The following is a 25460-nucleotide window of genomic DNA, read 5'->3' as shown; positions in this document are numbered from 1 at the left end:
AGCCCCCCTGACTCACCACTTCCATGAACCACCGCCTCAAGCGCGTCACCGAACTCATCAAGCGTGAGCTCGGCCCCATCCTGGACCGCAACCTCACCTTCAAGGGCTGCTTCGTTACCATTCACGACGTGGAAATCACCACAGATCTGAAGCACGCGACAATTCACGTGAGCATCTTGGGCGATTCCATGTCGCATGAGGACATCATCAAGAAGCTCCACGGCAGCCGCTCCATCATCTCGCGCGAACTGTACAAGCGCGTGACGTTGAAAAACTCGCCCCAGCTCCATTTCAAGGCGACGGACTCCATCGAGCGCGGCGTTCGCGTGCTGAACCTCATCGAGAATCTCCCCGAGCCGTTGCCGGATGAAGAGCCGGAGACGGAAGGTGAGGGGGATGGTGAAGATGAAGAGTCAAAGGAGGATGGAAAGCGGTAGGACGGTGAGCGGTGCGACGGTAAGCGGTAGGACGGTCTGTAGTCAGTCAATCCCACGCCAACCCGAAGCGACACGTCATCAGTCACAACTCGGCCCTTCATCACCCCCGTCTCAGTCTCCGAAGTTCCTCTGTGTCTCTGTGTCTCTGTGTTGAACCCACTGCACACCACCACACCCAGCACCACCGTCGCACCGCTTACCGCTCACCGTCGTACCTGCTAACTACTCGCCCAGCATGTCAGACACACTCTCACAGATTGCTACGACGCTCCGCGACGCGAATACCATCGCAGTCGCTTCCCACGTGCGGCCGGACGGGGACTCCATTGGCTCCATCGTCGCGCTTGGGCGCAGCCTGGCACTCGCAGGGAAGACGGTGCACATCATCAGTGAAGATGAGGTGCCGGGGAATCTGACGTTTCTGCCGGGTACGGAACTCATCCAGCGTGCAGATGGCCAGGCTCTGAACATTGATGTGGCCGTGGCCCTCGACACCGCCACCAAACCCCGCCTCGGAGACCGTGTAAACGCCTCCATGGGTAGCGCGCCGATGCTGGTGAACATTGACCACCACGGCACGAATCCGAACTACGGGCATCTCAATTTCATCGACATCACCTATCCCGCCACCGGTGAGATAGTGTATGAACTTCTCTCACACCATGGGTTCCCCCTGGACGATGGCATCCGGCAGAATCTCTTCGCCGCCATCAGCACGGACACCGGTTCCTTCCAGTATGACAATACCTCCCCGCGCACGCATCGCATCGTGGCGGAAATGATGGAGCAGGGGCTGGACACCGCTGAACTCGCCCGCAGACTCTACCAGAGCCATCCCCTGCGCCGCACCCTGCTGCTGAAGGCGCTGCTCAATGAGATGAAACTCACGTGTGACGGCCGCATCGCCAGCTGGGCGCTCACCATGGACACGCAGAAGGCCGTGCAGATGGAGCCCGGCGATACGGAGGGTCTCATTGATTCCCTGCGCACCATCGAAGGCGTCATCGCCGCCGTGATTTTCGAAGACATGACCGACGGCAAGGTCCGCATCAGCGCCCGCAGCAAGGACCCCCGTCTCGACGTTTCCAAAGTATGTGCTGAATTTGGCGGAGGCGGCCACCGGATGGCCTCCGGCGCCCGCATGCCCGGCCCCATCCACACGGCCGAGGCACGCTTTCTCGATTCCCTGCAAAATGAAATCAAACGACTCAGTTAACGGCGTCCTTCTCGTAGACAAAAGCCCGGACATGACCTCCCACGATGTGGTGGCGGTCGCACGCCGTTGCCTCAACACGCGCAAGATTGGCCACTGCGGCACTCTCGACCCCATGGCCACCGGCATGCTCATCCTCGTGATTGGCAGCGCCACCCGCATCCAGGACCTTCTCATGAGCGAGGACAAGGAGTACCTCGGCACCGCCACGCTGGGGCTCACCACCAGCACGCAGGACAAGGAAGGCGAACCCGTGGAGACGAAGGAAGTGCCTGCAGACCTCACCGAGGAACAGGTCCGCGCCGCGCTCAGTGAGCAGATGGGCGACTTCTACCAGACGCCGCCCATGGTCAGCGCCATCAAGAAGGACGGCGTGCCCCTCTACAAGCTCGCGCGCAAAGGCCAGGAAGTGGAGCGCGAACCGCGTCTCGTGCATGTGTTCAACTACGAGATCAGCCGCTTCGCCTCGCCGGAGATTGATTTCAAGGTGACGTGCAGCAAGGGCTTCTACGTCCGCACCTATGCGCATGACCTCGGCCAGCGCCTCGGCTGCGGCGCCCATCTTAGCGCCCTCCGCCGCACCCGCTCCGGCCACTTCACCTTCGTCCCCGGCAAGTTCACCACCTTCGACGCCCTGAAAGAAGGCCGCCGCGAGGAAGTCATCAACAGCATGTACTCGCTGTATGATGTATCGAAGCTACGTGGCGTGTGAGGTAACGTAGCTCGCGAGTGATCCCTGAGGGAATAGCCGCAAAAGAACGCAAAGAGCACAAAGGGATAGGGGCTTGTAGCGCAAGCCCTGTCGCTTTGTGTGGAGTGGTGTCAGGCTCAAGAGCCCATGGTTACTCAGGGCTCCTGCGCGAATTCGCTTCAGCGATGAAGCGCGCAGGCAACCGCTCCTGAGGTCGCACGAGTACAACATCGATTCATTTGCCATAGCACGCAGTAGTGAGCCCTTTGGCCCAAGCTTGGGGGGAGTCTATGTCAGCGGCTGAGCCGTCGGGATTTAGCCAGACAGTCACACTCATGCTATATCCACTGGAAAAGCCCCATACGAGGATGGCCCTAAGCACGTCGTCCCGATTACCTTGTTCCACATCTGCAGCATCGAGATGCAAAGATAGACCACGACTCTGTGCAAATTGAGGAAATGTCTTCGGCAATTCCTCCACCGGCACTGTCATATAGCCGCCATGAGGATGTTTCTTGATTTGCATCCAAGCCCAAGCTCGTAGTTCATCCGGGTTCGCGGTGCGTTTGAGTTCATCCTGCGCACTTCGAGCGTCGTGATATCCCTTCTGCATTACCCAGAAGAGCATTACTATGGGAGAGAGAAGGACCAATGTCGCCAGCAAGCAGGCGATTCCAACCTCTTTCCATCCTGCTGTGCTTTGGGCTCCAGACTGAGATGTGCCTTGGTGAGCATGCGATTGATTATTCATGACTTCCTTGGGTTAGCTCAGCTATCGCTGAACCTGCCGAAACGTAATCCCCCTGGCCCACTTCTGTGCTGGTGGCAGATGCTCCTCGTCCTCCCAATCAGCAGGCGTGCCGTCAGGTTTCAGCAGGACAGTCACCGTCAGGTTCTCTTCAAAAAAGCCCCACCTCAATCGTGCTTCCAGCCTGGCGCCCGGCCCATGAATCTCATTCGAAGGATGCAGGCTCAGAAGAAAGGCTCTCTTCGGTAATTGTGGGAAAGTCTCGGGCCAGTCCTCGACTGCTTCTTTGATGTGTCCACCTTTGGGATGCTTTCTGAACTGCGCCAGAATCCAGGACCGCAGGTCATCTGGATTTACGCTGCGTTTGAATGCATCCCGAGCGTTCTGGATGTCGCGGTTAGCTTGTACCACGGCCCCATAAAGGATGTCGCCAGCGCGAAGAGAGATGGCTGCCTCATTGGTCAACTGGTGGTCAGCCCGATCATCCCCTCTGATTGTGTCTTCTCTCTTCATGCAAATGCTCCCGGCGATACAACGCCATCCACTGCCTCCCTTCATACCTGCTTGGGACCTCCTGCAGAGCTGCTCTACGCAACTGCTCCTACGCGGGTGCCACCGTACCTCCGACCCACGCGCCAGAACAACAACCCTGACGCCGCGAACATCAGCACAAAGCCCCCATTCAGCCCAAACACCGCCAAGACTCCTGGGCTGAAGTCACCTGGCCACACCACCAGTGCCACCACGGGGACCATGAACTGCGCGATCGCCATCGCGAACAGGGTCACCGCCATGCCCGCTGGCTCCAGACGCGCCATCACCGCCCCAATCAACCCGACAAGGAGCACGCCGCCGTACATCACATTCGCAGGATTTTCCTCGCTGCCGATGAGCCCCACGGCACCGTTCACCCAGATGAGCAGGAGCCCGGCGGTCAGGGCGAGGCCTGCAGCTACGCGATAGGCTCTGCTCACAGCCTTTCTTGTCGCCAGTTTGTACGCGAGCATCACCCCGGCAATGAGAATCCAGAAGACGACGAAATCGGTCACTCCCCAAGCCCACCCCTCGACCCGGAGCAGCATGGCCGCCGCCGGAATCATCAAAATACAGGTCGGCACGAGCACCACCGGGAGAAGACTCTTCCTACTCATGAGGTGACCGTGACAGGGGCTTGTGAAGTCCCTGTGAACCTGATGTGAAAATAGGGTGAATAGTGCTTGCCGGGGATGGTCAGAAAGAAGGAGCCTCGCCAGCCATGAGGGGCGGTGGCTTACAGCCTGAATGTCTCACCAATTGCCCTCGGCGAACTAAGTGACGAGCATCATGTGTCATGGGTCAGCGCGCTTCAGACACCCTATTTGTATTTGCCTGTTGCCTGGGGTGCTGGTGGTTCATGCTGGGGATGGTCGCGTTGTTCGGAGTCATCCGGGACCGGCGTTCTCCCCGGTCGAGACCTCCGCTCACGCCCGAGAAGCGCGAGGAGCTGAATGCCTCATTTGGGCCAGCCTTTCCGAGTTGGGGTGAGATCCGGGGGAGCTTGCGGGGATTCCTCGCAGCCGTTATCGTCGCCGTGGTTATGGTCGTTCTGTATGGGCTCTTCTGGCCGCCCATCCTGGTGAGTTCACTGGGCGAGCGCTGGCGGAAGCGGTAGGCGCGGCACGCTGGGCGGTGGACATTCCGCCAACCTCCCGCTATTTACCTCTTTGGCGGCTGCCTGCGTTCCACCGTCGTACCGCTTACTGTCTCTCGCACCGCATCACCGCTTCCCGTGCATCACCTCACCTCCATCCACGATCTCGCTCATCTTCCCGGTCCCCTCGCGCTCGCCATCGGGGTTTTCGATGGTGTGCACCTCGGGCACCAGGAGGTGATTCGCGCGGCGATGGACTACACGGAGAAGCACGGTAGCACGGCGGTCGTGATGACCTTTGACCCGCACCCACTCAAGGTTCTGCGTCCCGAGGCGGCGCCGCGGCTCCTGTGCAGCACGCCGCACAAGCTGCGCATCCTCGCGGATCTCGGCATCACGCACACACTGGTATGCCCCTTTGACGAGGACTTCGCGAAGCTCGATGCCCAGCAGTTCATCGAGGCGCTGTGTGGTGCCTGCAAGCCCCTTGGCTTCATCTCGGTGGGGTACACCTGGAGCTTTGGCAAGGGCAGGGGAGGGAACATCCATCACCTCATGGAACTGGGGCAGCTTCACGGCTTCGGCGTGTATGGCGTGCCTGAAGTGAAAGTGGAGGGCACCGTGGTCAGCAGCACGCTGGTGCGTGAGGCAGTGCGCGGCGGCGACTTCGAACGAGCCCGCCAACTCCTCGGTCGCGACTATACCGTGATGGGCGAAGTGGTGCATGGGCGGCACCTTGGGAATCAAATCGGCTTTCCCACGGCGAACGTGGCCATGGAGAATGAAGAACTGCCTCCCAATGGTGTGTATGCGGTGACCGTGCGCTGGCTCAGTGGTGGTGGCATCTGCCCACCCGAGGGAAGGCTCCCCGGCGTCGCGAATCTCGGTGTGCGCCCCACCGTGGAATCCGCAGGCGAGCGTTCACTGGAGGTGCATTTGCTGGACTTCACCGGCGACTGCTACGGAGCCCAGTTCGAAGTGGCCTTCATCGAAAAACTTCGTGATGAGCAGAAATTCGCCGGGCTGGAGGAACTGAAGGCGCAAATCGCGAGGGATGTGGAGGCGGGCAGAACTGTGCTGGCGGACGTGTAGGTGTAGGCAGCAAAGCTGCCGTCCTCTATACTCACCACTTTGCCTGCCGATGCGCCACCTGCGCATTCTCCGTCGTGGCAAAGTCACCTCGCAGGATTCTCAGTGCCGTGCGCTCGATCTCGATCTCGTGTGCGGTGCGTACACCAAGACGGCGCAGCACCGGAATGGGTGGGCACCAGCCTTGAATCGCATGCTGCAGCAGGAAGCCGCCCACGAGCAGCGTCAGACCCAGAAACTTCCGGCTCGCGGTCAGGCCCAGCGTCAGAGTCAGCAGCACCATCGTGGAAGCATTGGCCTCCAGCACACGCTCCATGTCCCACTCGTGATCCAGTTCCTTGAGACGGCGGTCGATGCCGGTGGGCCCTTCGCGGCTGGCAAGTGAAAGGCTGATGAGCGTTTCCCTCTCGATGCGGGCATTGATCTCTTCATCCGTGTTCCGCTCCACGCGCTTCGCGGAGGAAGAAGGTTTATTCATCATCGATGCAATCATGGCAGACATGGCGGCTTCGGGGGTAGAAGTTGGAATTCAAATCGCGTGCTTCACCGAGCGGAAGTGACAGCACATCTTCGCGGATGAATCGCGTTTCACCGTCGTTCAGCCGTGCGTGTGAACGAATTGTATAAGCGTGATAGGTGATGCATATCGCCTGCAAGCATCCATCACCGGTACTGTGATCGAATTGTTAGTAAAACCAAGGAGGTCGCGATGATGACAATTGGACCCGATGAAATCATAGGCATGAATGCCGCGCTCGAACGGTGCGAAGGCTACATCACTCTTGGCATGCTCAATGAAGCACGGGAGGAATTGCGATCAGTGCCCAGACAGCTGCGTACCACGTTTCCCTACATGGCAACGTGCATGAATCTCTGCCTGCATTTCAACTGGTGGGAGGAAGGCGCTGAGCTGGGCAGGAACCTGGTGCTGCGCTGGCCCGCCAACGACGAAGTGAGAGCTGCCACCATACACTGCATGCTGAAGGCAGGACGGGAGTTGGATGGCATTCTCCTCATGCGTGGCATTGATGCGGGCCCGTCTGCTGAGGACGACGAAGTGGATGATGATGAGGCTGATCTAGACCTGCCGGATAACGACAGGGACTGGCACCGCAGGTGATTCTGTCGGGGCAATTCCGTCCCGGCGTGGATTGAACATCCGGGTAGAAAAGGTGTCTCATTTAGTGTCCCTATTGCTGCATGAGGCAGCGGGTGATCACAACACACTTTGCAATCTACATCTCCCCATTCTACGCCTGCGCGCTCGCGGGCCCGTCAAGAACGCTTGCCCTTGAAGCATTGGCTTTCGCGCCGCCGTTTTCTCGGCCAGTCCGCTGCCACGCTTGCAGCAGGTTGGGCCTCCACTGCCACCGCTGAGGAACTCGATGGCGAATTCGAGTCCGGCAGCATCGACCTCAGTCCTGGTCAGCGAGTGAAGGAAACTGGCCCGCGCGTGGTGCGCGTGTCGGTGGAATTGCCCCACCTTCCTCCAGCGATGGATGGATTCCGCATCGCTCAAATCAGCGACCTCCATTTGGAGCCCTACACCACCCCCCGGCAGATAGCGCGCGTGGTGAAGCTCTGCAATTCCCTGCAGCCTGACCTCGTCGCCATGACGGGTGACTTCGTCACGTACAATGCGCGCCCTGCAGTGCAGCTTGCAGAGATACTCTCCGAGTTGAAGGCGACATACGGTGTTTATGCATCCCTGGGAAACCACGATTTCCAGTCCGGGCATGAGCATGTGGTATACGCCCTGGAGCAGCAGAAGATTCCAGTGCTGCGCAATGTATGCCGCACCATCCACACCGATAAAGGTGACCTGCATCTTGCCGGCATGGATTCACGCTACGTTTCCAGCCCGAACCTCCGCTCCACCCTGGAGTCGTGGAGGGAAAACCAGCCGCTTGTCATGATGATGCACGAGCCGGATGTGGCGGATGATCTGGCCGATGCCAAACTCCACGCGCTGCAACTCTCCGGCCACACGCATGGCGGTCAGCTTGTCTTCATGGGCATGCAACCTTCCATCCATCGTCGCGCGAAGTGGGGCAAGAAGTACCTCGCTGGAGCCTACAACGTGGGCACCGTGCGCCTGTATGTGAACCGCGGCATCGGCACCGTGGGCGTTCCCCTTCGCGTGCAGTGTCCACCGGAAGTGACGGAGATCACATTGCGCAGCCCTGAGCTGAGGCGTGAGATGCGGGTGTGATGCTTGATGCTATCACACTCTCCTGAGCATCACGCCCAGCAACAAGCTCAAGAGCGCGGTCCATGCGAACCAGTGGCCGATGGGCTTGAGTTGTTCAGCTGGCTTCAGTCCGGCAACAATCTGCTCGGGGCTGTAGCCGGTGAGGGCGAGGAGGGCTTCAGGCGCTTTTGACTGCAAGCGATACTCTGCAGGGTAGGGCGCGTGGTAGTGTTTCACCTCCAGCTTGTCGTGGTCCTTGTCATGCAGACGCAGGCTCAGGTGCTTGCGATTTCCAATCGGCACGCGGGCTTCATAACGGCCGAGACCGGTCTCGCGGATCTTCACGTCCTGGGTGTTGCCATTTTCATCGAGCACTTGTGAGGTCCAGTTGATGAGACTCACGGGAGCGTTGTCCGGGCCACGACGTTCGATGTCGAGAATCCATTCGCCATCGCGTGTGGTGCCGCGTGCTTCGAGCCCTTCCACATCCGTCTTGCGCAAGGCACCACGCAGCACTTGTGCCCAGAAGCGTCCGCAGCCATCCCACGCGAGCCACTCACCCCCCCAGATTTCGGTGAGGTCCGAGGTGTAGGCCAGCCCGATGCCCAGGCCGAATCGTCCCACCGCCAGCAGCGGGTCACCGTGCTCCGCGGCGAGCAACACCTGAGCGGCAGGCTTTGCCTCAGTCATCACGTAGCCAAGGGCCACGGGCAGATTATCCGCGGAATAGCCCGCAAGCATGGGATGCTCCGTGATTTCAATCGGCTGGAACAAACCCTCCTGCACGGCGGACTTGGAGGCCTGTGTGGTTTCTTTGGTGAAAATCTGCGGCAGTGAGGCAGGGTCGTTGCTCTCGTAATAACGACCGCGTCCCGCTTCGGCAATCTGCTGCAGCAGTTCACGCGCAGCGCCATCGCCCAGGCCCACGGTGGAAACGGTGACACCGGCATCCACGAGCTGCTGGGTGAGGCCGAGATGGTCGGCCTCATTCGTCTGGCCGTCTGTGAGGCAGATCATGTGCTTCACCTTGGCGGTGGTGCGCTCCAGCATCTCCTTGCCCATGACCATGCCGGGATACATGTACGTGCCGCCGCCTGCCGCGAGCGAATCAATGGATGCCTGAATGGTGCCCTGCTGTGAGGCTGGTGTCATTTCGCAGATGACCTGCGCATCGCTGTCGAAACCAATGACGGCAATCTGGTCCTGGGGACCCAGCAATTCCGCGGCGCTCTTCGCGGCCTGGCGCGCGAGGGCAATGGGCACGCCCTCCATGGAGCCCGACTTGTCGATCACCAGCACCATGGCGAGCGAGGGTTTCTCCTTTTCCTTCTCGAAGCGGGATACGAGGGGCAGCACTTCCTCCACCGGTGTCTTGTAGTAGCCACCAAGACCGAAGCTGTTCTCACTGCCCAGCATTACCAGGCCACCGCCGAAGTCTGCCACATAACTGCGCAGGAGGTTCATCTGGCGCGGAGCCATGTCCGTCGCGGAGAGGTTCGCGAGGATGATGGCGTCGAACGCGAGCAACTCCTCCATGCTCTCGGGCAGGCCACGCTTGCCACGCAGATCCACATCGAAGTCCTGCTCCTTGAGCGAGCGGGTGAAGGCGCGCATCTTCTTCTCATCCTCGTGCAGCATGAGCACACGCGGCTTGCCGCGCACGGTGATGGTGGCAGTCGCTTGGTTGTTGATGGGGAAGTGGTCCTTCTCTGGTACCAACTCAGTGCTCCAGACGCTCGGACCCGGCGTGGTCATCTCCGTGTCGAACCACACCTTTGCCTCTTCACCCGGCTTGAGCGCCACGGATTTCTCCTGCACGGCTACGCCCTTGTTCAGCAGGCGCACTTTGGCATTCATGGGCTGGTTTGCCATGGCACGCGCGGTGAGTCGCAGAACCTCGCCGTGGAAGGCGAAGGGCGAGGTGGTGTCCATGCCCAGTAGCACCGCCTCTGGCTGGCTCAGGGTTTTGAGAGGAACAAACTTCACATCCACGCCCTCAGCCTTGAGCTGCGTGAGTGCGGCATCCACACCGCTTTCTGTATCCACGCCGTCACTGAAGAGCACCAGGCGACGCGCCTTTCCTGCGGGGAACGCGAGGCGCGCGGCGAGCATGGAGTCGCCGAGACGAGAGTGCGCGCGGAAGGCATCATCCGCCACGCCCTTCATCCATGCGTCCAGCATGGTGCGGAACTCCTCCAATGGTTTCTCCCGCAGACCATCCGCCACGGCGAAGAGGGAATAGCTGTCGCTCTTGCGCAAGGCCTTGATGCCGGCATCCACCTGGTTGAGCGCTTGCTTTGTCGCAGGCAGATCCACGGACTGCGAAACGTCCACCATGAAGACGACGTGCGCTTCGTCGGTCTTTTCCCCGGCGAAGGGCTGGCAGAGCGCGAGCACCAGCAGGGCGATGCCGAGCACACGCAGGGCGAACGACGCCGTGCGCAGCCCGGTGGGACGATCCACGAGGGAGTGGTAGAATCCCGCGCCCACGCCGATAAGCACGAGCAGCCAGAGAAGGGGAGAGAGGGTGGTGAAGTCCATGTGAGCGCGGCTAGCCTACCTTCCTCCGGTGATAAAGGACCGACTCACCTGCCACCACCAGCACGCCCAGCACGAGCAGCCAGTAGGAAGGGGACTGACCGCTGGCAATGGGCTTCGCGGTGTCCTTGAGTGTATCATTTTGTAATTGGGACTCCTCCGGCGAGACCAGGGAGCATCCTGCTGTCCATGCACCGCCAGCGTGGGAGATTTCATAGAATCCAGTCTCCAGCAGTTCACCTGTGTCAGAGCCGGTGAAGTTCCTCTCTGTCCCGGAGGGAGACTTCATTTTGGCAGTCGTCCCTTCCGCCAGACCGGGAACTCGCAAGCTGCCGCCCGTGGGCACCGTGGCGGGAGGCGCACCTTCGCGATGGGTGAGGTGCGCTGTACCATTGTGCACCAGCACGGGGAACCACGCGGAGAGGTAGAACTGCGCCACGAGAGGGTCGAGATTCACCACGCACACGGTCTGTTCACCCTGGCGCATGAGGTAGATGAGCGGCGTGCCACCTTCATCTGCGACCAGCACCACGGCACCAACAGGGGAGGTGAGCTTGTGTGCGCCGGCGAAGTTGATGGTTTCTGCGTCAAGATAACGCAGCAGCGGATGATCCTTCGCCACCACCTTCGGCACGGGATTGAGAATCTCTTCTCCCACCTGTGACCAGAAAGGCGAGTCGCCTTGGGGCTGGAACACGATGGCACTTGCCGACTCCGGTGCCTTGCTGCGAGCGAGGAAGATGCGCGCACTCTTCGCGTCTTCGGCCAGGGTAAGCATCTGATCACTGCGATCAAAAGCAGCCACCACATGCTGCAGGAAGAAGGCATCCTCCGCCAGCACGCCCACGGGCACAGGTTCGCGCGGCGGCACATAGAGGTGCACGGTGTTGTCAGCGGCCAGTGCATCGTCCAAGCCAATCGATGCCGTCCAGCGTCCGCTCGGCGCATCATCCAGGGTGAGCGTCACCGGAGGATTGTCACCGGCATTGAGCGTCACGGGCAGCACCTTCACGATGCGATTGCTGTCCACATGCGTGAGCGTGATGTCGGTCTTCACCGGCTCCTTGGATGAGGACACGGGCAGCAGGAACAGTCCCAACCGCTCTACGCCTCCCGGTACCGCACGCAGGTCGGCACGTGCCAGACCGGCATTCGTCACCGCGCTACCGACCTTGAGAATCTCCACCTGCGGAAGGCGCGCCACGTCATCGAGGCATCCATCCGTGATGAGCAGCACGCGCATGTTCTTCATCCACTCGTTTCCTGGCTGAAGCGAACGCAGCGCCTCCACTCGTGAAGGCAATTCCGTAGGCCCAATGGCATCCACCGCATCCAGCAGGGACTTGCGATGCCGCGTGGGATGCGCCCGCATTTCCGTGCCATTCGCAAACGTCGCCACTGCCGCACGCTGCGTTCCGTTGAGACCTGTGATGAGCGCTTTTGCCTTGGCCTTCGCCTGCTCAAGTCGCGTACTCGTCCCTTCCTTGGCTGACATCGAGGCCGAGTGATCCACCACGATGAGCAGGTCCTTGCGTTCGTCTCCTGCAAAGTCCGGCTCGGCTAGCGCAAATGCCACCGCAGCAAACGCCAATGCCATCAGGATAAGCGAAAGCACATCCCGCAGTCTCTTGAACAACGCCGATGCCTTCTTCTCCGTGAAAATTTTCTGCCACAGGAAGTAGGCCGTCACCGGCTTCTTCCTCGGCCTTACCTTGAGAAAATAGATCGCCGCGAGTGGCGCGAGCGCCACAAGAGTCCAGAGGAATGCGGGAGCTAGGAGACTCAAGTGAGGGGTTACGAGTTAGAAGTTATGAGTAGGATGTTTGAATGCTTGCTAACCAACAAGGCCGCCTCTCCGCAGCAGATCCTGAATGACTTCATCGAATGGCCGCTCGGTCGTGGTGCTGACAAAACCGAGTCCTCGCTTCGCACACGTGCGCTGCAGACCACTGTTCCACTCCGTGATCGCCTCTTCATACATCTTGGCTTCACGAGGTGACACGGTGACGCGCTGCGATGCTCCTGTCTCCACGCACTCCAGAGTGACGTCGCCCTTCCACGGGCACTTCAGGTCGTTGTCATCCAAGGTCTGTAGACAGAAGACTTCGTGCTTGTGCCATTGCAGGCGGCTCAGGCCTTCTTCGAATCCACCAGGGAAGAGAAAATCGGAGACGACACATACCAGGCCTTTGCGGCGGTGCCTTGCTTCGAACTCGCGAGCGCAGGCGGTGAAATCGGTGTCCACACCGAAGGACGGCGCTGCTTCGAGAGAGCGGAGGAAAGGCAGCACCTGGTTGCGACCACGGGTGGGGTCAAAGAGTGGTCTCAGCTTGTCTGCCAGTCCATACACCGCGAGGCGATCGAGGGTGTTCAGCGCGATGTAGCCGAGCGCGGCGGCGAGTTCCTTCGCATATTGCTGCTTGCTGGCCATCGAAGGGCTGTGATCCACGAGGAGGTAGATGGTGGCGTCTTCCTCCAGTTCGAAAAGTTTGATGAGCAGTGATTCGAACTTCGCATACACGCGCCAGTCGATGGAACGGTAGTCATCGCCCAGCGAGTACTGCGCGTAGTCGGCGAAGGTGATGCCCGCGCCTTTCTTCGTGCTGCGACGATCCGCCTGCAGGGAACCGCCAAGAATCTTCCGTGCCAGAAGGTAGAGCGACTCCAGGCGGCGGATGAAGGCAGGGTCGGTGAGCATGGTGGAGATAGGGGATGGAGCAGGGCGGGCAGGCCACAGATTCGCGGAGGCATCCGAGTGTGCCTCGCGAGCGTCCCGTTATTCCTTCACCTTGGCCAGCACGTCCGAGATGATTTCATCCGTCTTCACCCCTTCCGCTTCGCCTTCGAAGGAGAGCAGAATGCGGTGCCGCAGGGCGGGAACAGCCGCCTTCGCGATATCTTCCCGGGCGACGTGATAGCGATCATCAAGCAGTGCGTGCACGCGTGCTGCGGCGAGAATGGTCTGCGCACCGCGCGGAGAGGAACCGTGGCGCACATACTTCTTCACGCGATCCGTGGCCTGCGCATCGGTGGGATGTGTGGCTCGTACCACGCGCACGAGGTAATCCTGCACAGAAGCCTCCACCGGCACTTCGCGGACAAGGTGGCCCATTTTCAGCACATCATCACCCGTGGCCACAGGATTGATGGAAGGCAACTCGACACCGCCGGTGCGGTTGAGGATTTCCACGAAGTCCGCGTGACCCGGCACCGGCACGTAGAGCTTGAAGAAGAAGCGATCGAGCTGCGCTTCAGGAAGGGGATAGGTGCCGTCCTGTTCGATGGGATTCTGCGTCGCCAGCACGAAGAAGGGCTTGTCCAGCTTGTGCGTGGCGCCTGCCACCGTGACGGACTTCTCCTGCATCGTCTCCAGCAGCGCGGATTGCGTCTTCGGTGTGGCGCGGTTGATTTCATCCGCCAGCAGCACATTGCAGAAGACCGGTCCCGGCTGGAATTCGAAGACTTTCTTCCCCTCCTTCTCCACCAGAATCTGCGTGCCCACAATGTCCGCGGGCAGCAGGTCCGGCGTGAACTGGATGCGCTGGAACTTGAGATGCAGCGCGCGCGCCAGAGTGTTCACCAGCGCCGTCTTGCCCAGCCCTGGCACCCCTTCCAGCAGCACGTGCCCGCCACACACCACGGCAGCCAGAACGTGCTCAATGATGTCCTTCTGCCCGACGATGAACTTCGAAACTTCAGTCCGAAGTTTTTCAAAGGACTCGTGGAAGTGTGCAACTGCGACCTTGGTGTCGGGAGGGTGGGGGAGGGACATTGCGGGAAAGTTGATGTGGTGGGAGTGGTGGAAAGAAATCAGTGTTCAGTACACAGTATTCAGTAATGCGTGAGCAGCGGTCTCCAGTGGAGTGGCGGGTTCGAAAGATGAGTTCATGTCTGAATACTGGACACTGACCTACTGAATACCTGGCTCAAATGCGCCAAGCGTCGCAACGACCATCCAACCTCACTGCCCTTACTTTTGGGCTTCCGCTTTGACGTCCGTGCCCACTTCCTGAATGCCCTTGAAGTACTCCTTCACGCCTTCCTTCACTTCGGCAGGAACGTCTTCACGCTGGATGAAGGACTCAAGCTGGCGCTTCCACTCGCGCTCGGTGGCCTTCACCTGTCGCGTGGCGGTCCCGGTGCCGCTGTCTGCGGCTTCGATGCTGGTGTTCGCCGGGCCCTGACCCTTGATGCCCTGGAGCTGGTCGCGGTTGCCATTGTCCTCAGTGGGGTCTGTTTCCGCACGGCGGGATTCCACGCTGCCCCAGCCGGCTTTCTTGCCACCGGGCTTGCTTCCCGGCTTCATGCACTCCGCGAGTGACTGGCATTCCTTGTTCCCCAAGTACCCCTGGCATTTTCCGGCGCACTGGCTCAGGCACATGAGTTTCTTCATCAGGTCACGCTGGCCGGCGCACTGGCCCATGCTCTTGCAGAGCTGCCCCAGCTTCTTGTTGGCGTTGTTCTGGCCTCCCTTGCACTGGCTCTCGCTCAGTTTTTGTGAGAGGGCCTTCTCGTACTGCTGCATCGCTTCATTCAGGGAGGCCATCTGCTGATCCATGGAGGAGGAGCTTTCGCTGCCCTGCTGGCCTTCCGCCTGGCTCTGCTGGCCGGACTGGCCGTTGTTGTTCGAGCTGCTCTGGGACTGGGAGGAGTTCTTATTTCCGCTGCCCTCCTTGCCGGTGCGCTGCTGGAAGTTGCGGGCGGCAGCGGCCATGCGTTGCGCGGCGGCCTTCAGCTTGGCGAGTTCCTTGCGGGCTTCATCCGGCTTGTTCACGTCTGCCTTCAGCTCCATCTTCTTCAGGTCAGCAGCGGCATCGCGGTAGTTCTTTTCCTCCAGCTTGCGTCCGACCTCACGCAGCTCGGCTTCCTGTTTGAGTTCTTCGCCCGCTTTCGCGAGAAGATGTTCCTGCTCGCGGGTGTTGAGCTTCTGTGCGGCCTCCTGCAGCTTGCGCTCGAGCTCGGCGTACTGGCGCATCGCCTCCTTCTGGTCCTTGGTCTCCTTGAGTTCCTTCACCCACTTGCGCCACTCATCGGGCTTCAGGAGCTCCTTCTCATCCTCAGAGGACTCCTTGATCAGTTCCTCGATTTCCTTCTCGAGCTCCTTGTTGATCTCATCCGTCTTCTTCGTGGTCTCGATTTCAAGAGCCTGTTTCTCCACCACGAACGGCGAGGCTTTGCGGAAACCCATGACCACACAGGCCATCAGCAGAATCGCGGAAACGGCCAGTGCGCGACGCGGCCAGGCGAGTGAGATGGAGCGAGCGTCGAGAGTCTGCACCCGCTCCGCGGTCTGCACCGCCTGCAGGGCATAGAGTTCCCCCTCGCGATGTTCCTTGCTGAAGCCGAGGTAGGAAGTCAGAGAATCCTTCAAGCCGAAGTGATCATCCGCCACATGTGCGGCCTTGGTGTCCGTCGTGCGTTGGATCAGCCATGCGCAAAGTGCGAGCAACGGCACCGCGACCGCAGCGAGCACATAGCCCAGACGAGGCACAGCGTAACCTTGCAGCACCCACACCAGGCACCACCCCGTCAGTGCGATCAAGACCGCCAGCAGGATGATGGAGAAGAGCCGGATGCCTCGCGCCTGCTCAAGCCGGGCGCGTACAGTGGCAAGGAACAAGGCAATGCGATCGTGGGCTGCCATGGCGTTCTTGGGGTTGCTCGGTTTTTATTACGAGATGGTTAGAAATACCAGATGTACCCAGCGGGGGCAAGGCAGGAAACGGCTTGCGGCACTTTTGCAGAATTTTTACAATTCGGCTGTCACCAGCCAAAACGTCCGGGTTGGACGGACCTTAGGGCTGGTTCATTCACTGAACAGGTACATTGCCGCCGGGAGTGGGAGATTCTGGCTTTGAAGCCGCCGCTTTCTTGGCAGCTTCCTGCTCCTTTCGCTGAAGGCGTTCCACCTGGAGACGAAGCCCCGTGGGCAGTTTGGCAACGTCCATTCCCTCCAGCGCTTTCATGGCATCCGCGTTGCGTCCCATGTTGTCGAGCGTCTCCGCTTTCCGGATGAGTGCCGGCTGGAGCAGGGATTGGTTGTTGCCCACCGTTGCGATGACGGCATCGAGCGCCGCCAGAGTCTGGTCCGCCATGCCTTCTTCTTCAAACCAGTCTGCCATTTCATAGAACGAGCGGCCGTCACGGGGAATCAGGGCGGCAATCTTCATGCCGTGCTCTAGCAACTCGGGGCGGCTCAGCAGGTTGGTGCGGCCGGTGAGGATGGGCATCTTGAAGGAGGCGCCTGGGTTGCTCTTCGCCGTCTTCTGCGTCCACTCGTCCTTCACTGCTGCTTCCACCAAGGCGAGCCGACGCTCCAGAGGCAGACGGACCTTGGGGTCCCGCCCGCACAGATCACCGAGAGTCACAAAGAGGGAGCTCTGGGTGCGGAAGCGGTCCAGGAACTGGCTGGACTGTTCCTTCGTCAGCGAGCTGCGCCACGTGGCAAGCCCCTCGTTGTCGCCGTCATAGAGATAGATCGCAGTGCGCACGCCGATGGCATCGCCAATCTGGTGGTCATCATTGTTGGCATATCTCTTCAGGATGCTGTCTGTGATGGGCAGCATGTCAGATGCCTTCGTGGGCGGCTGGCTTCTCCAGAAGAGACGCGTGCGGGAGAGCGCCATGCGGCCTGAGTACTCCTTGATGTTGTCGCGCAGCCATTCATTCCACGTGTTGTGGTTGTGAATGGTGTCATAAAACGTGTCGAAGGCCTTGAAGTCACCCTTCAGCGCGAGGTTGTGGCTGTGCAGCAGGGGCAGCAGGATCTGCCAGCGCATCTTCTGGGAGTCATTCATGCCACCTAGTTTTGAGACATCCACCTTTGCAGCGAGTGCGGCCACGACAGGGGCGAGTTTCTCATTCGCAGCGGAGGCTCCGAAGAGCCAGCCGGTAGCGCGGGCGCGCATGGCGTCATCCGTGATCGCCTCGGGGTGGAAGGATTCCGCGGCGAGATTCCTGCGGGCACGATAGTCTGGCGGCATGCCAAATCGCTCGCGGTATCCTTGGGGCGGATCATTGCCCACATCCATGAAGATCCTGCCCAACTCCGCCAGAGCAGGGTCCGGACAGGCGGTGATGAACTTGTCCCGCGTGGTGGTGTTCAGCATCACGGCCACGCCTTCAGCGATGTTGCTGTCGCTGTTCACCGTATCGAGCGAGTCGAAGTAGGGAATCCATTGTGTGAAATCCTTCCATTGCGTGCGGAGGAAGTTGGTGGCTTCGGTGAAGTCCTCCTGGCGTACCATCGCTACGAAGGTGATGTAGCTGTCATTCAGTGCATTCGGGAAGTCCGACCTCAGGCGTGTCTGCCAGGTCTTCTCACGAGCACGCACGGCCATCTCCCACATGGCGAAGACAGCGGTATCCGCGGGGTCATAGGCGCGGCCCATGCGTGAGGATTCCTGATTGCGCGCGTTGCGCATGACCCAGGCATTCCACACGTCATCTGCCGCGGCTTTCCAGGACTCGTTCACCGGTTCCTGGTTGAAGCAACGAAGTGCCGCCGCCAGATGGTAGGCACTGTGTCCCCAGGAGTTCCGCAGACCTTCTGCGGAAAGCTTCATCGCGGAAAGGACCACGCGGCCATCCACTTCTTCGCGGCCGTAGTGGCAGATCCAGTTGGCAATCACGAGCCGTACGCGCGGATTGAGCGAGGCGTCTTCCATGATGCCAAGCAGGTAGTCCCAATCCTCCGGGCGCATGGAGGGCGCCTCGGGATCGACCGGGCGCTTGCCGGAAGCATCCAGCACCACCTTCTTGCCTGGTGAAGTGAACCGGTGGAAGCGCGCTGCGACCGCGAGCTCGCGTGCGAGTGCGGCATAGGGCTTCTTCGCTCCTTCACCTTCCGCCCACTGGATGAGTTGCACACGCAGCCTCGGCGGCACCTGGCTCGCGAGGTCATAAAGCACAGGCATGAGAATGGTCGGGTTCTGTCCCTTCAGATTGCTGTGGATGCGGCTGAGCGTGACGTGCAGCGAGGTATCCGGTCTCCAATAGCCGCCTTCGCGCTTCCAGGATTCCTCCAGGGTCTTGTTCCACTGGTTGCTGTTGGGGTGGCCAGGATGTTCCAGCTTGCCGCTGGTGTCGGTGTTGTAGAGCCGTACGCCCAGTCGCACGAGATCCCAGCCTGACCGCCAGTCGAGGATGGTGTCCGCGAGCTGGCTGCGGGGTGTCCACCCATTCCAGTTCTGTCCGTCATCCCAGCCCTTGGCTGCCATCTTTTTCTCGATGAGGGTGCATCCCTTTTCGAACAGGTTCACCGCTTCGTCATCCTTCCCTTCAGCCGCCAGCTTCACAAACTCCCCGCGCAGGAAATCGAAGAAGGGCCTGTCCGCCATCTTCAGTTGCTCGAGGCTGGTCGCTGTCAAAACCAGGGCTCGGCGCTCTGCGGCGCTTTTCATCTCCGCAGCAAAGAGCGGACGAAGGACTTCCTGCCGATCTGGAGGCATGTTTTCTGGTCGCTGGAGCGCAGGCCACACCTGCTTGAGCACGTCGCGGAGTTCATCCTGGGCCGGCGCGCCCAGTTTGCTGAGTTCATCCTTGCGCGCCTTGACGAAGGCGATCAGTTCCGCGTCATGCTTTGGCTCCAGGCAGGCAATCGAGAGTGCCGTGCCAAAGGTTTGATTCGGCGCTTCCTTCAGTTGCTTGAGAATCTGGGAGCGGATCTTGTCCCGTTTGCGCATCTCCGCCAGCAGTCCGCCGAGGATCGTGGGGGTATAGCGATCGGCTGTCCCATACGCGCGGAATGTCGCTGCTTCTCCGCCAAAAGGCGTTGAGGACAAGAGGTGCACCAGTCCGGCAGGATCGTCGTAGATCCCTTCGTTGGTGATGCGGTATCGCACCTGCTGCGTTGCAGCGGGAGTATCGAGCCAGCGTTCGGAAATCATCAGCTGCAGGGCTGCGGCCGGCACGCCGTTTTCTTCCATCAGGCCCTCGATGAATTGTCCGTAGCTGTAGGCTTTGGGGTTTTGCACATTGGAGCCGCCGTAGCGCTGGGCCACATAGTCGCTGCCCGCCTTGCGCCGTCCTTCCGCACTTCCAAAGATGTTGTCGCCCAGTTTTCCGATGAAGGTGACGACCTCGGCGGTGCCTTCTTGTCCGGCCAGCGTGCGCATCCAGGTGTTCAGGCAATCCAGATCCAGGTGATTGTTGTCCCGCAGGTACATCTTGACCTTGCCGATGATCCAGTCTTCCAGATGGGCTGCGATCTCCCTCTCCACGGCGAACCTCAGCAGATTCTCCATGTGTCCGCCGTCAGAGAACCAGGCCCATGCAGGCTGGCCCACGGAAGCCCTCAGTTTGTCCGTCTTCACCCAAGCGTCAGCAGCCTCGGCAAAGTCCTCGGGCTTGCCGAACCACAGTTTTGCAAAGGCTTTGGCAGCAGCGAGCTGCGGAGTTTCCTTCCCGGTTTCTCCGGCCAGGAGGGGATAGACTTCCTTTTCCAGACGATCTTCCGCGTGGTCCTTCCATGCGGCGTAGATGAGGAACTCCACCGGCTTCGGCTGCCAGAGGCGTTCATCGCCACCTGAGCTGTAGCTGAAGGAGTTCATGCGCATCGCTTCGATGCGTCGCTTGACCGCAGGATCCGCGGAGCGTTTCAGGCAGTCGGCCGCCAGTTCCCTCAGCGGGGTGAGATCCTGTTTCTCCGCGATGGCGAGGGATGCCAGTGAGGCAAAGCCATCCTCGATGAATTCTGGCACTTTGATCATCGCGCGGCAGAGCGCGTCATGAGCGGCACGTCGCTCCTTGCCTTTCGGACTCTTCTCTCCAGCCAGTTCTTCCTGGGAGCGGTGCTTGCCGCTGTACAGGGTGATGGAATAAAGATCCGGAAGGCGGGGGTCGCGCTCGGAGCCGTCATCCGAGTTGTTCCCATAGTGGGCCTGTCCGATGCTGCGTGGCGCCATGGCCAGATAGGGCAGGGAGATCTCCGGGGGCAGCTTGGTGCCTGAAGCCGCCATCTGCTCCAGGGTGGCGGTGAAGGTGCGGGTGGCGGCAATGCGGCGCGAGAGCCCTCCGCGGCCGCCGCTGTTCTGCATCACCTGCACGAGGTTCTGCAAGATGCCACCAAGCGCCGTCCCTTGCTTCACCTCCGCGATGAGGCGTGCGGCCGCCTCCGGGTCCTTGTTCGACAGCAGGGAAATCATGCGCACCTGCGCCTCTGTCGTGCGCGGCGCCATGACCAGCACCGCCTCATAGAGCTGCATCGCCTCGGCATCCTTGCCCAGGAGTTCATGGAGCCCGGCGTACTCCAGTTTCCGACGCAGACTCGCGACGTCTCCAGGATTCGCGGCCTTGAGGATATCCTCGGCCAGGTCGTGCTTCTTCACGATCTTCAGCAGTTCCTCCGCGCGGGAGGCCACATACTCGGCATTCGAAGTAAATAGCTCCGGCACCAGCATGCGCAGTTGTTTCATGGCATCTCGCGCGGCGGCATCGCGCTGGCTCTTGCCGGCCAGTTGGTCCACGGTGCTGGGGGAGGACTGGGCGCTGCCGATGTTCGGCACGTTGGATGAGCCGGATCTGCCGGTGCTCGCTGTCTTCGGCGTGGCGCGAACCTGCGTCGCCTCCTTGACCATGCCCAGTGCATCCATCGCGCGGGCCAGATATTCCTTCTGGCCCGAGTTCAGGCTCGTGTTTCTCCCGTGACGCCTCGCGAGCTCCTTCACGGCATCGAGCATTTCCGCAGTCATCGCCGGGTCGGGCTTGCCGTCCTTGCTGGTTTGGCTCGCCATCGCATTGTGCAGCACGGCATTCTCCACCATGGTGCGCTGCGAAGCGCCAAGCGTGAGCCCGAGCGCCTTCTGCAGGAGCTGGACTGCCTTGGGTGCATCCTGGGATTGTTGTGCCTCCCAACCGGCGAGCAGGATGATGCCGGGATTCTCGGGCTCAGCCTTGATCCTGGCTTCCAGGTAGCGGCTGAAGGATTCGCGATCTCCGCCTGCGAGCAGTGCGAGATTACGCAGCATTTCATTCTTCAACTTGGTCGAGGCCTTGAGGAGAGCTTCATTCCGGGGGAGTTCCTTGGGATTCGTCTCATCATTTCCAGGGCCGAACATCGTGTTCGGCAGCGAGGGGTGAGCCACCGCCAGCGCCGCAGGGGAAACGCCATTCGCCTCTGCGGGAAATGGCAGCGGATTCACCACCACGCCAGGGCCCATGGACATGAACATCTGGGCGTTTGCGGAATTCCGTTTGGTGCTGTCCGCCTTTTCGAAGCGTTCCTGCTCTGCCTGGGCGATTTCCATCGCGTCGTCCCACCTGCCACGATCGGCGAGCATCTTTCCGAACGAGGCCATCATCCACCCCTGGTAGGGATCGAACGTGCTGTCCGCGTGCTGTACCTGCTTTTTCAGCACGGCGAAGAAGGATTCTTCCTCAGATGGCTCCATGGAACCCCCGCCATTACCCCGCTGCTGGAGGTGGAAGAACAAGGCCTGGGTGACCAGCAGATCCATCTTCTCCAGGGACATCGCGAGCTTTATCCCCTCGGCAAAGAGAGCCTTTCCGCTTTCCGTGCTGGACCCCTTGGCGGCCAGTGCGGCCTGGATGGCGATGCCGGGATAATGCGGGTGAAAGTGATCGTAGGCTTTGCGCAGCAGTGCTTCAGGCGAGTCGCCTCCCGTTTGTGAGCGTGCCATGAGGCTGAGGACCCACCATGCCAGCGCCGGCTCATCATCCAGATGCTCCTGCAGCCACGCTTCATCCACTGTCACACCGCCGCGCTGCGGTTCCCATTGCAGATGGACAAACATTTCCGCCTGCGGCATGTCCATGCGTTTCAGCCGCGCGACCAGGTCATTCTTGTCCGTATCGCTGAGCGTCTGCGCCATGCTGATGAGGTGGACCGCGGCGAAGGACGGCGCGGACACGGCATAAGGAGGCACTGACACAAACCCGGTCGAGGCGGGCATGCCCGGGAAGCTGTAGGAAATGGAACCACCCCCACGTCCCTGCCGGTAGCGGTATGCCATATGCCATGTCTGCGAGAGCTCAATGAAGTTCGTGAGCCCCGGAGGCAGGTATTTCATGAACTGCTCCTGATAGGTGTTGTACTGCGGGCCAAACACGCCTCCTTGCGGTACCACCACGCCAGGAAGTTCCTCCATGGGCTGCATGAGAGCGATGAAGGCCTGGATGGCTTCCCGCTCACGGCTGGATTCCTCCAGCGCCACAGCCTGCATGAAGTGGAGGCGGTAGTCTTTGGGATGCTTCTGCAACAGGGGCTCAAGAAACTCCGTCACGCGCTCCCATTCACCGCGTGCGGCGATGCCATCCGCCAGGCGCTCGATGCCGCGGGCATCCATCTTATCACCGCCCGCCAGTTCAAAAATGATGCGGTAGCCGAGGTTCTCATCTCCGTAGCGCAGATGAATCGCCGCCTGTCGTTCGCGAATCTTGGTGCCTTTGTCCAGCGGGCGCGCTGTCTCGAGGGTGGCGAGTGCCTCTTTCCACAGGCCATCCTCCTCCTGCAGGCGTGCAAGTTCCAGCAGCAACTCCAGATCCTGCGGTCTCAGGCTGGCCGCTTCCATGATGGCGTTGCGCCGTCCTTCCGAGTTGCCGCTGGCGCGGTGAATCTCCGCGAGGGCAATCCACGGCACTACGGACTGGCGGTTTTTCTTCTGCCGCTCGCGGAATTTTTCCACCAGCTTCGCCGTGTCTCCTCCGGCAGCGGCGGTCCGCGCGAGACTACTGGCCCAGCGCATTTTGCCGGTGACATCCTCGGTCTTCTCGTACCAGTTTTCAAAGATATCCATCGCCTCCTCTGACTGACCGGCGGCGGCGAGTTGATCTCCAAAGCTGGCAGCGAGATCAGGATTGTCTGCGAACTTCCGGTAGGCCTCACGAAGGACCTTGAGGGCGTCATCGACACGTCCGGAATCCGAGAGGAGGCGCGCTTCTGTCGTCCATGGTGTGACCGCGCCGGGTGAGAGCTTCTTCCACTCGGAGATCCACGTCAGCGCTTCATTGCTCTGGCCGGCGCGCTGATGCAGGTCCACCAGCTTCTGCACATTGGAAGAGGAGCGTCCGTCAGGAAGCGCGATCAGCTTGGCCATGGTAGCGGCAGCGCGGACCCACTCCTGCCGTCCTTGAAGAAGGCGCACCTGCTGCTGTAGTCCGAGCGCTTCGTCCGGCCCGGTGAGCGCGGCGAGCGCGGCATCCGCCCCGGCAGGATCCTTGAGGAATTCACGAAGCTCCGCCTGCAGGCATCGCTCAGCGGCGGTGGGCGAGGGGAGTGCCGCGATCTCCTTCGACTGTGCTTCGGCGGTGCCGGCGTTCCGGATGATCAAGGAGGCAGTCTTCACGCTCTCCTCCACCTCGGTCACATCGTGTGCCAGCCGCACCCGTTCGCGTGCCCACGGAATGGCCTTGGCAAATTCTTTCGCGCCAGCTGCGGCGGTGCACAGTGCGGCGAGCAGTCGCGGTTCGCCAGGAGAGGTGGCGATGCGTGCGGTGAGCACTTCCAATGCCACCTCATGCTCCATGCGAGCGCCCAGAGACTGTCCCACCTGAATGGCATCTTCCAGCGATCCCTTTGCGGCAACGTCCCGCCAGATGGCAAGCGCGGCGTCACGTTCATCGATACGATGAAGAAATTGTGCCTGCGCTTCCTTCGCAGACACACTGTCACTGTGCGCCTGCACCAGCGCCTCGTAGGACTTCCTGGCGGGCTCCTTGAGATCCCAGGTCTCCAGCAGGCGTGCCACTCGCAGGCGATCGGATTCACCCGTGCCTGCCACAGAGAGGTACTCATTCAGGGTGGCCTGCGCGGAGTCGTCAGTCTTGGCGCGGTGCTGGAGAATGGCCAGGCGGATGATCCACTCCTTGTCACCCGAGAGCTGCTCGCGCAGGGCTTTCGCCTGCTCGATGGCCTCGTTCAGCTTGCCGGCGCTCTCCAGCAGGTTCAGGAAACCTTCGCGCACCGCCGGCTGTCCCGGCGTGCGGGCCAATAGATCCTGATACACCTTGATGGCTTCGTCGGCCTTGCCGAGATCGGCCAGCACCTGGGCGTGCTGCTGGCTCAGCCGTACGCGGGCCTGGTCCGCCTTGGCCAGGGTGCCCAGCTTGGTGGCCAGTCCCTCCAAATCGTCCTCACGACGGTAGGACTGCTCGATGCGCGCGAGCACTTCACCTTCCACCCACGTGTCCTTGCCGGACAGGTCAAGAGCGTCCTCGTAGGCATTCACCGCCTCGTCGCGGTTTCCCAGCTTCTGCCGGATGTCCCCGAGCAGCAGCAGGCGTGTGACCTTCAGATACGCATCCTTCGTTTTGGAGATCAGGGCTTCCGTACCTTTCGCCGCTTCCTCCGGGAGGCCTTCTTCCATCTGGATGAACACCACCTCCTCCGCGAGATCTTCATCACCCGGTTGCGCGGCGACCATTTCGCGGAATGCCTTGAGCGCTTCCTCATTCTTGCCCAGGCGCAGCAGGTGACGTGCGCGCTGCTTGGAGAGTTCCAACAGAAGGCTCGCTTCCGGTTTGGCGGCGAGGCCGCGCTCCAAGCTTTTCAGCGCGCCTTCGATGTCTTGCATCCGTGTCTGAAGTTTCGCCCGTTCCGCCCACGCAGAGGCATTGTCGGGATCCAGCTCCAGCGCCCGGGTATAGGCCTTCAGCGAGGCCTCTTCCTCACCGCGCCGGGAGAAATACAACGCCAGCAGGAGATGATCTCCGGCTTTGGCGTTGGGGGAGGAGGCACCGTGTTCCAGAAATCTCCGCAACTTCTCTGGGGTGTCTGTAGCCAACCAGGCGTCGTAAAACCGATCGAAGGCCACGCCCTCCTTCGTTTTGCGCAGCAGCATTTGATGATAGCGCGCGGCATCCGGCGGCATGGCGGGCACCTCCTGAGATGAGGGTGCCGGCGTCGCAGGTGATGCGGCTGGAACTGAAGGCGGAGGCGGAGAAGGAGACGGCGTCTGCGTTTGTG

16 protein-coding genes are annotated in these 25460 nt (G+C 60.7%); 6 read left to right on the top strand and 10 right to left on the bottom strand.

What is annotated here, in order from left to right; all coding sequences use genetic code 11:
• Positions 1-23 precede the first annotated feature (23 nt).
• The 3 genes from rbfA to truB all read left to right on the top strand — a co-directional run bounded on the left by rbfA (position 24) and on the right by truB (position 2362).
• Positions 24-437: a 30S ribosome-binding factor RbfA gene (gene rbfA, locus G5S37_RS16525; RefSeq protein WP_165205565.1), complete on the top strand. Its 414-nt coding sequence runs from the start codon at positions 24-26 to the stop codon at positions 435-437.
• A gap of 235 nt (positions 438-672) precedes the next feature.
• Complete coding sequence (locus tag G5S37_RS16520) at positions 673-1653, top strand: bifunctional oligoribonuclease/PAP phosphatase NrnA (protein WP_165205564.1); 981 nt, start codon at positions 673-675, stop codon at positions 1651-1653.
• Positions 1654-1684: 31 nt separating this feature from the next.
• Positions 1685-2362, top strand: coding sequence for a tRNA pseudouridine(55) synthase TruB (truB, locus tag G5S37_RS16515; RefSeq protein WP_240914654.1), 678 nt, complete (start codon positions 1685-1687; stop codon positions 2360-2362).
• Between the two features lie 214 nt (positions 2363-2576).
• Here the strand turns inward: truB and G5S37_RS16510 are convergent, their stop codons facing one another.
• The 3 genes from G5S37_RS16510 to G5S37_RS16500 all read right to left on the bottom strand — a co-directional run bounded on the left by G5S37_RS16510 (position 2577) and on the right by G5S37_RS16500 (position 4240).
• Positions 2577-3092 (bottom strand): hypothetical protein, encoded by a 516-nt coding sequence (locus G5S37_RS16510; RefSeq protein ID WP_165205562.1) that lies wholly within the window; start codon positions 3090-3092, stop codon positions 2577-2579.
• 21 nt (positions 3093-3113) lie between these two features.
• Positions 3114-3602, bottom strand: a complete 489-nt coding sequence (locus G5S37_RS16505; protein WP_165205561.1) for a hypothetical protein — start codon at positions 3600-3602, stop codon at positions 3114-3116.
• 74 nt (positions 3603-3676) lie between these two features.
• Complete coding sequence (locus G5S37_RS16500; RefSeq protein ID WP_165205560.1) at positions 3677-4240, bottom strand: hypothetical protein; 564 nt, start codon at positions 4238-4240, stop codon at positions 3677-3679.
• Between the two features lie 617 nt (positions 4241-4857).
• Here G5S37_RS16500 and G5S37_RS16495 point away from each other — a divergent pair.
• On the top strand, positions 4858-5811 hold the full coding sequence (locus G5S37_RS16495) for a bifunctional riboflavin kinase/FAD synthetase (protein ID WP_165205559.1): 954 nt from the start codon (positions 4858-4860) through the stop codon (positions 5809-5811).
• Positions 5812-5842: 31 nt separating this feature from the next.
• Here the strand turns inward: G5S37_RS16495 and G5S37_RS16490 are convergent, their stop codons facing one another.
• Positions 5843-6310, bottom strand: coding sequence for a YgaP-like transmembrane domain (locus G5S37_RS16490; protein WP_206026024.1), 468 nt, complete (start codon positions 6308-6310; stop codon positions 5843-5845).
• Between the two features lie 240 nt (positions 6311-6550).
• Here G5S37_RS16490 and G5S37_RS16485 point away from each other — a divergent pair, with 240 nt between their 5' ends.
• The gene (locus tag G5S37_RS16485) at positions 6551-6928 is read left to right on the top strand and encodes a hypothetical protein (RefSeq protein WP_165205558.1); all 378 of its coding nucleotides are present in this window, start codon (positions 6551-6553) and stop codon (positions 6926-6928) included.
• A gap of 171 nt (positions 6929-7099) precedes the next feature.
• Positions 7100-8020, top strand: coding sequence for a metallophosphoesterase (locus G5S37_RS16480; RefSeq protein WP_165205557.1), 921 nt, complete (start codon positions 7100-7102; stop codon positions 8018-8020).
• A 12-nt stretch (positions 8021-8032) separates the two neighbouring features.
• Here G5S37_RS16480 and G5S37_RS16475 read toward each other — a convergent pair whose 3' ends face one another.
• The 6 genes from G5S37_RS16475 to G5S37_RS16450 all read right to left on the bottom strand — a co-directional run bounded on the left by G5S37_RS16475 (position 8033) and on the right by G5S37_RS16450 (position 25365).
• Positions 8033-10540, bottom strand: a complete 2508-nt coding sequence (locus G5S37_RS16475; RefSeq protein WP_165205556.1) for a VWA domain-containing protein — start codon at positions 10538-10540, stop codon at positions 8033-8035.
• A 10-nt stretch (positions 10541-10550) separates the two neighbouring features.
• Positions 10551-12323 (bottom strand): BatA and WFA domain-containing protein, encoded by a 1773-nt coding sequence (locus G5S37_RS16470; protein WP_165205555.1) that lies wholly within the window; start codon positions 12321-12323, stop codon positions 10551-10553.
• Positions 12324-12371: 48 nt separating this feature from the next.
• Positions 12372-13235: a DUF58 domain-containing protein gene (locus G5S37_RS16465; protein ID WP_165205554.1), complete on the bottom strand. Its 864-nt coding sequence runs from the start codon at positions 13233-13235 to the stop codon at positions 12372-12374.
• A 78-nt stretch (positions 13236-13313) separates the two neighbouring features.
• Positions 13314-14309, bottom strand: coding sequence for a MoxR family ATPase (locus tag G5S37_RS16460; protein ID WP_165205553.1), 996 nt, complete (start codon positions 14307-14309; stop codon positions 13314-13316).
• Positions 14310-14507: 198 nt separating this feature from the next.
• Positions 14508-16181, bottom strand: coding sequence for a hypothetical protein (locus G5S37_RS16455; RefSeq protein ID WP_165205552.1), 1674 nt, complete (start codon positions 16179-16181; stop codon positions 14508-14510).
• 166 nt (positions 16182-16347) lie between these two features.
• Positions 16348-25365, bottom strand: coding sequence for a tetratricopeptide repeat protein (locus G5S37_RS16450; protein WP_165205551.1), 9018 nt, complete (start codon positions 25363-25365; stop codon positions 16348-16350).
• Positions 25366-25460 lie beyond the last annotated feature (95 nt).

It is taken from the genome of Roseimicrobium sp. ORNL1 (assembly GCF_011044495.1).
Taxonomy (GTDB): Bacteria; Verrucomicrobiota; Verrucomicrobiia; order Verrucomicrobiales; family Verrucomicrobiaceae; genus Roseimicrobium.
The sequence above is the reverse complement of the archived record's forward strand: the minus strand, read 5'-3'. Positions and strand labels throughout refer to the sequence as shown.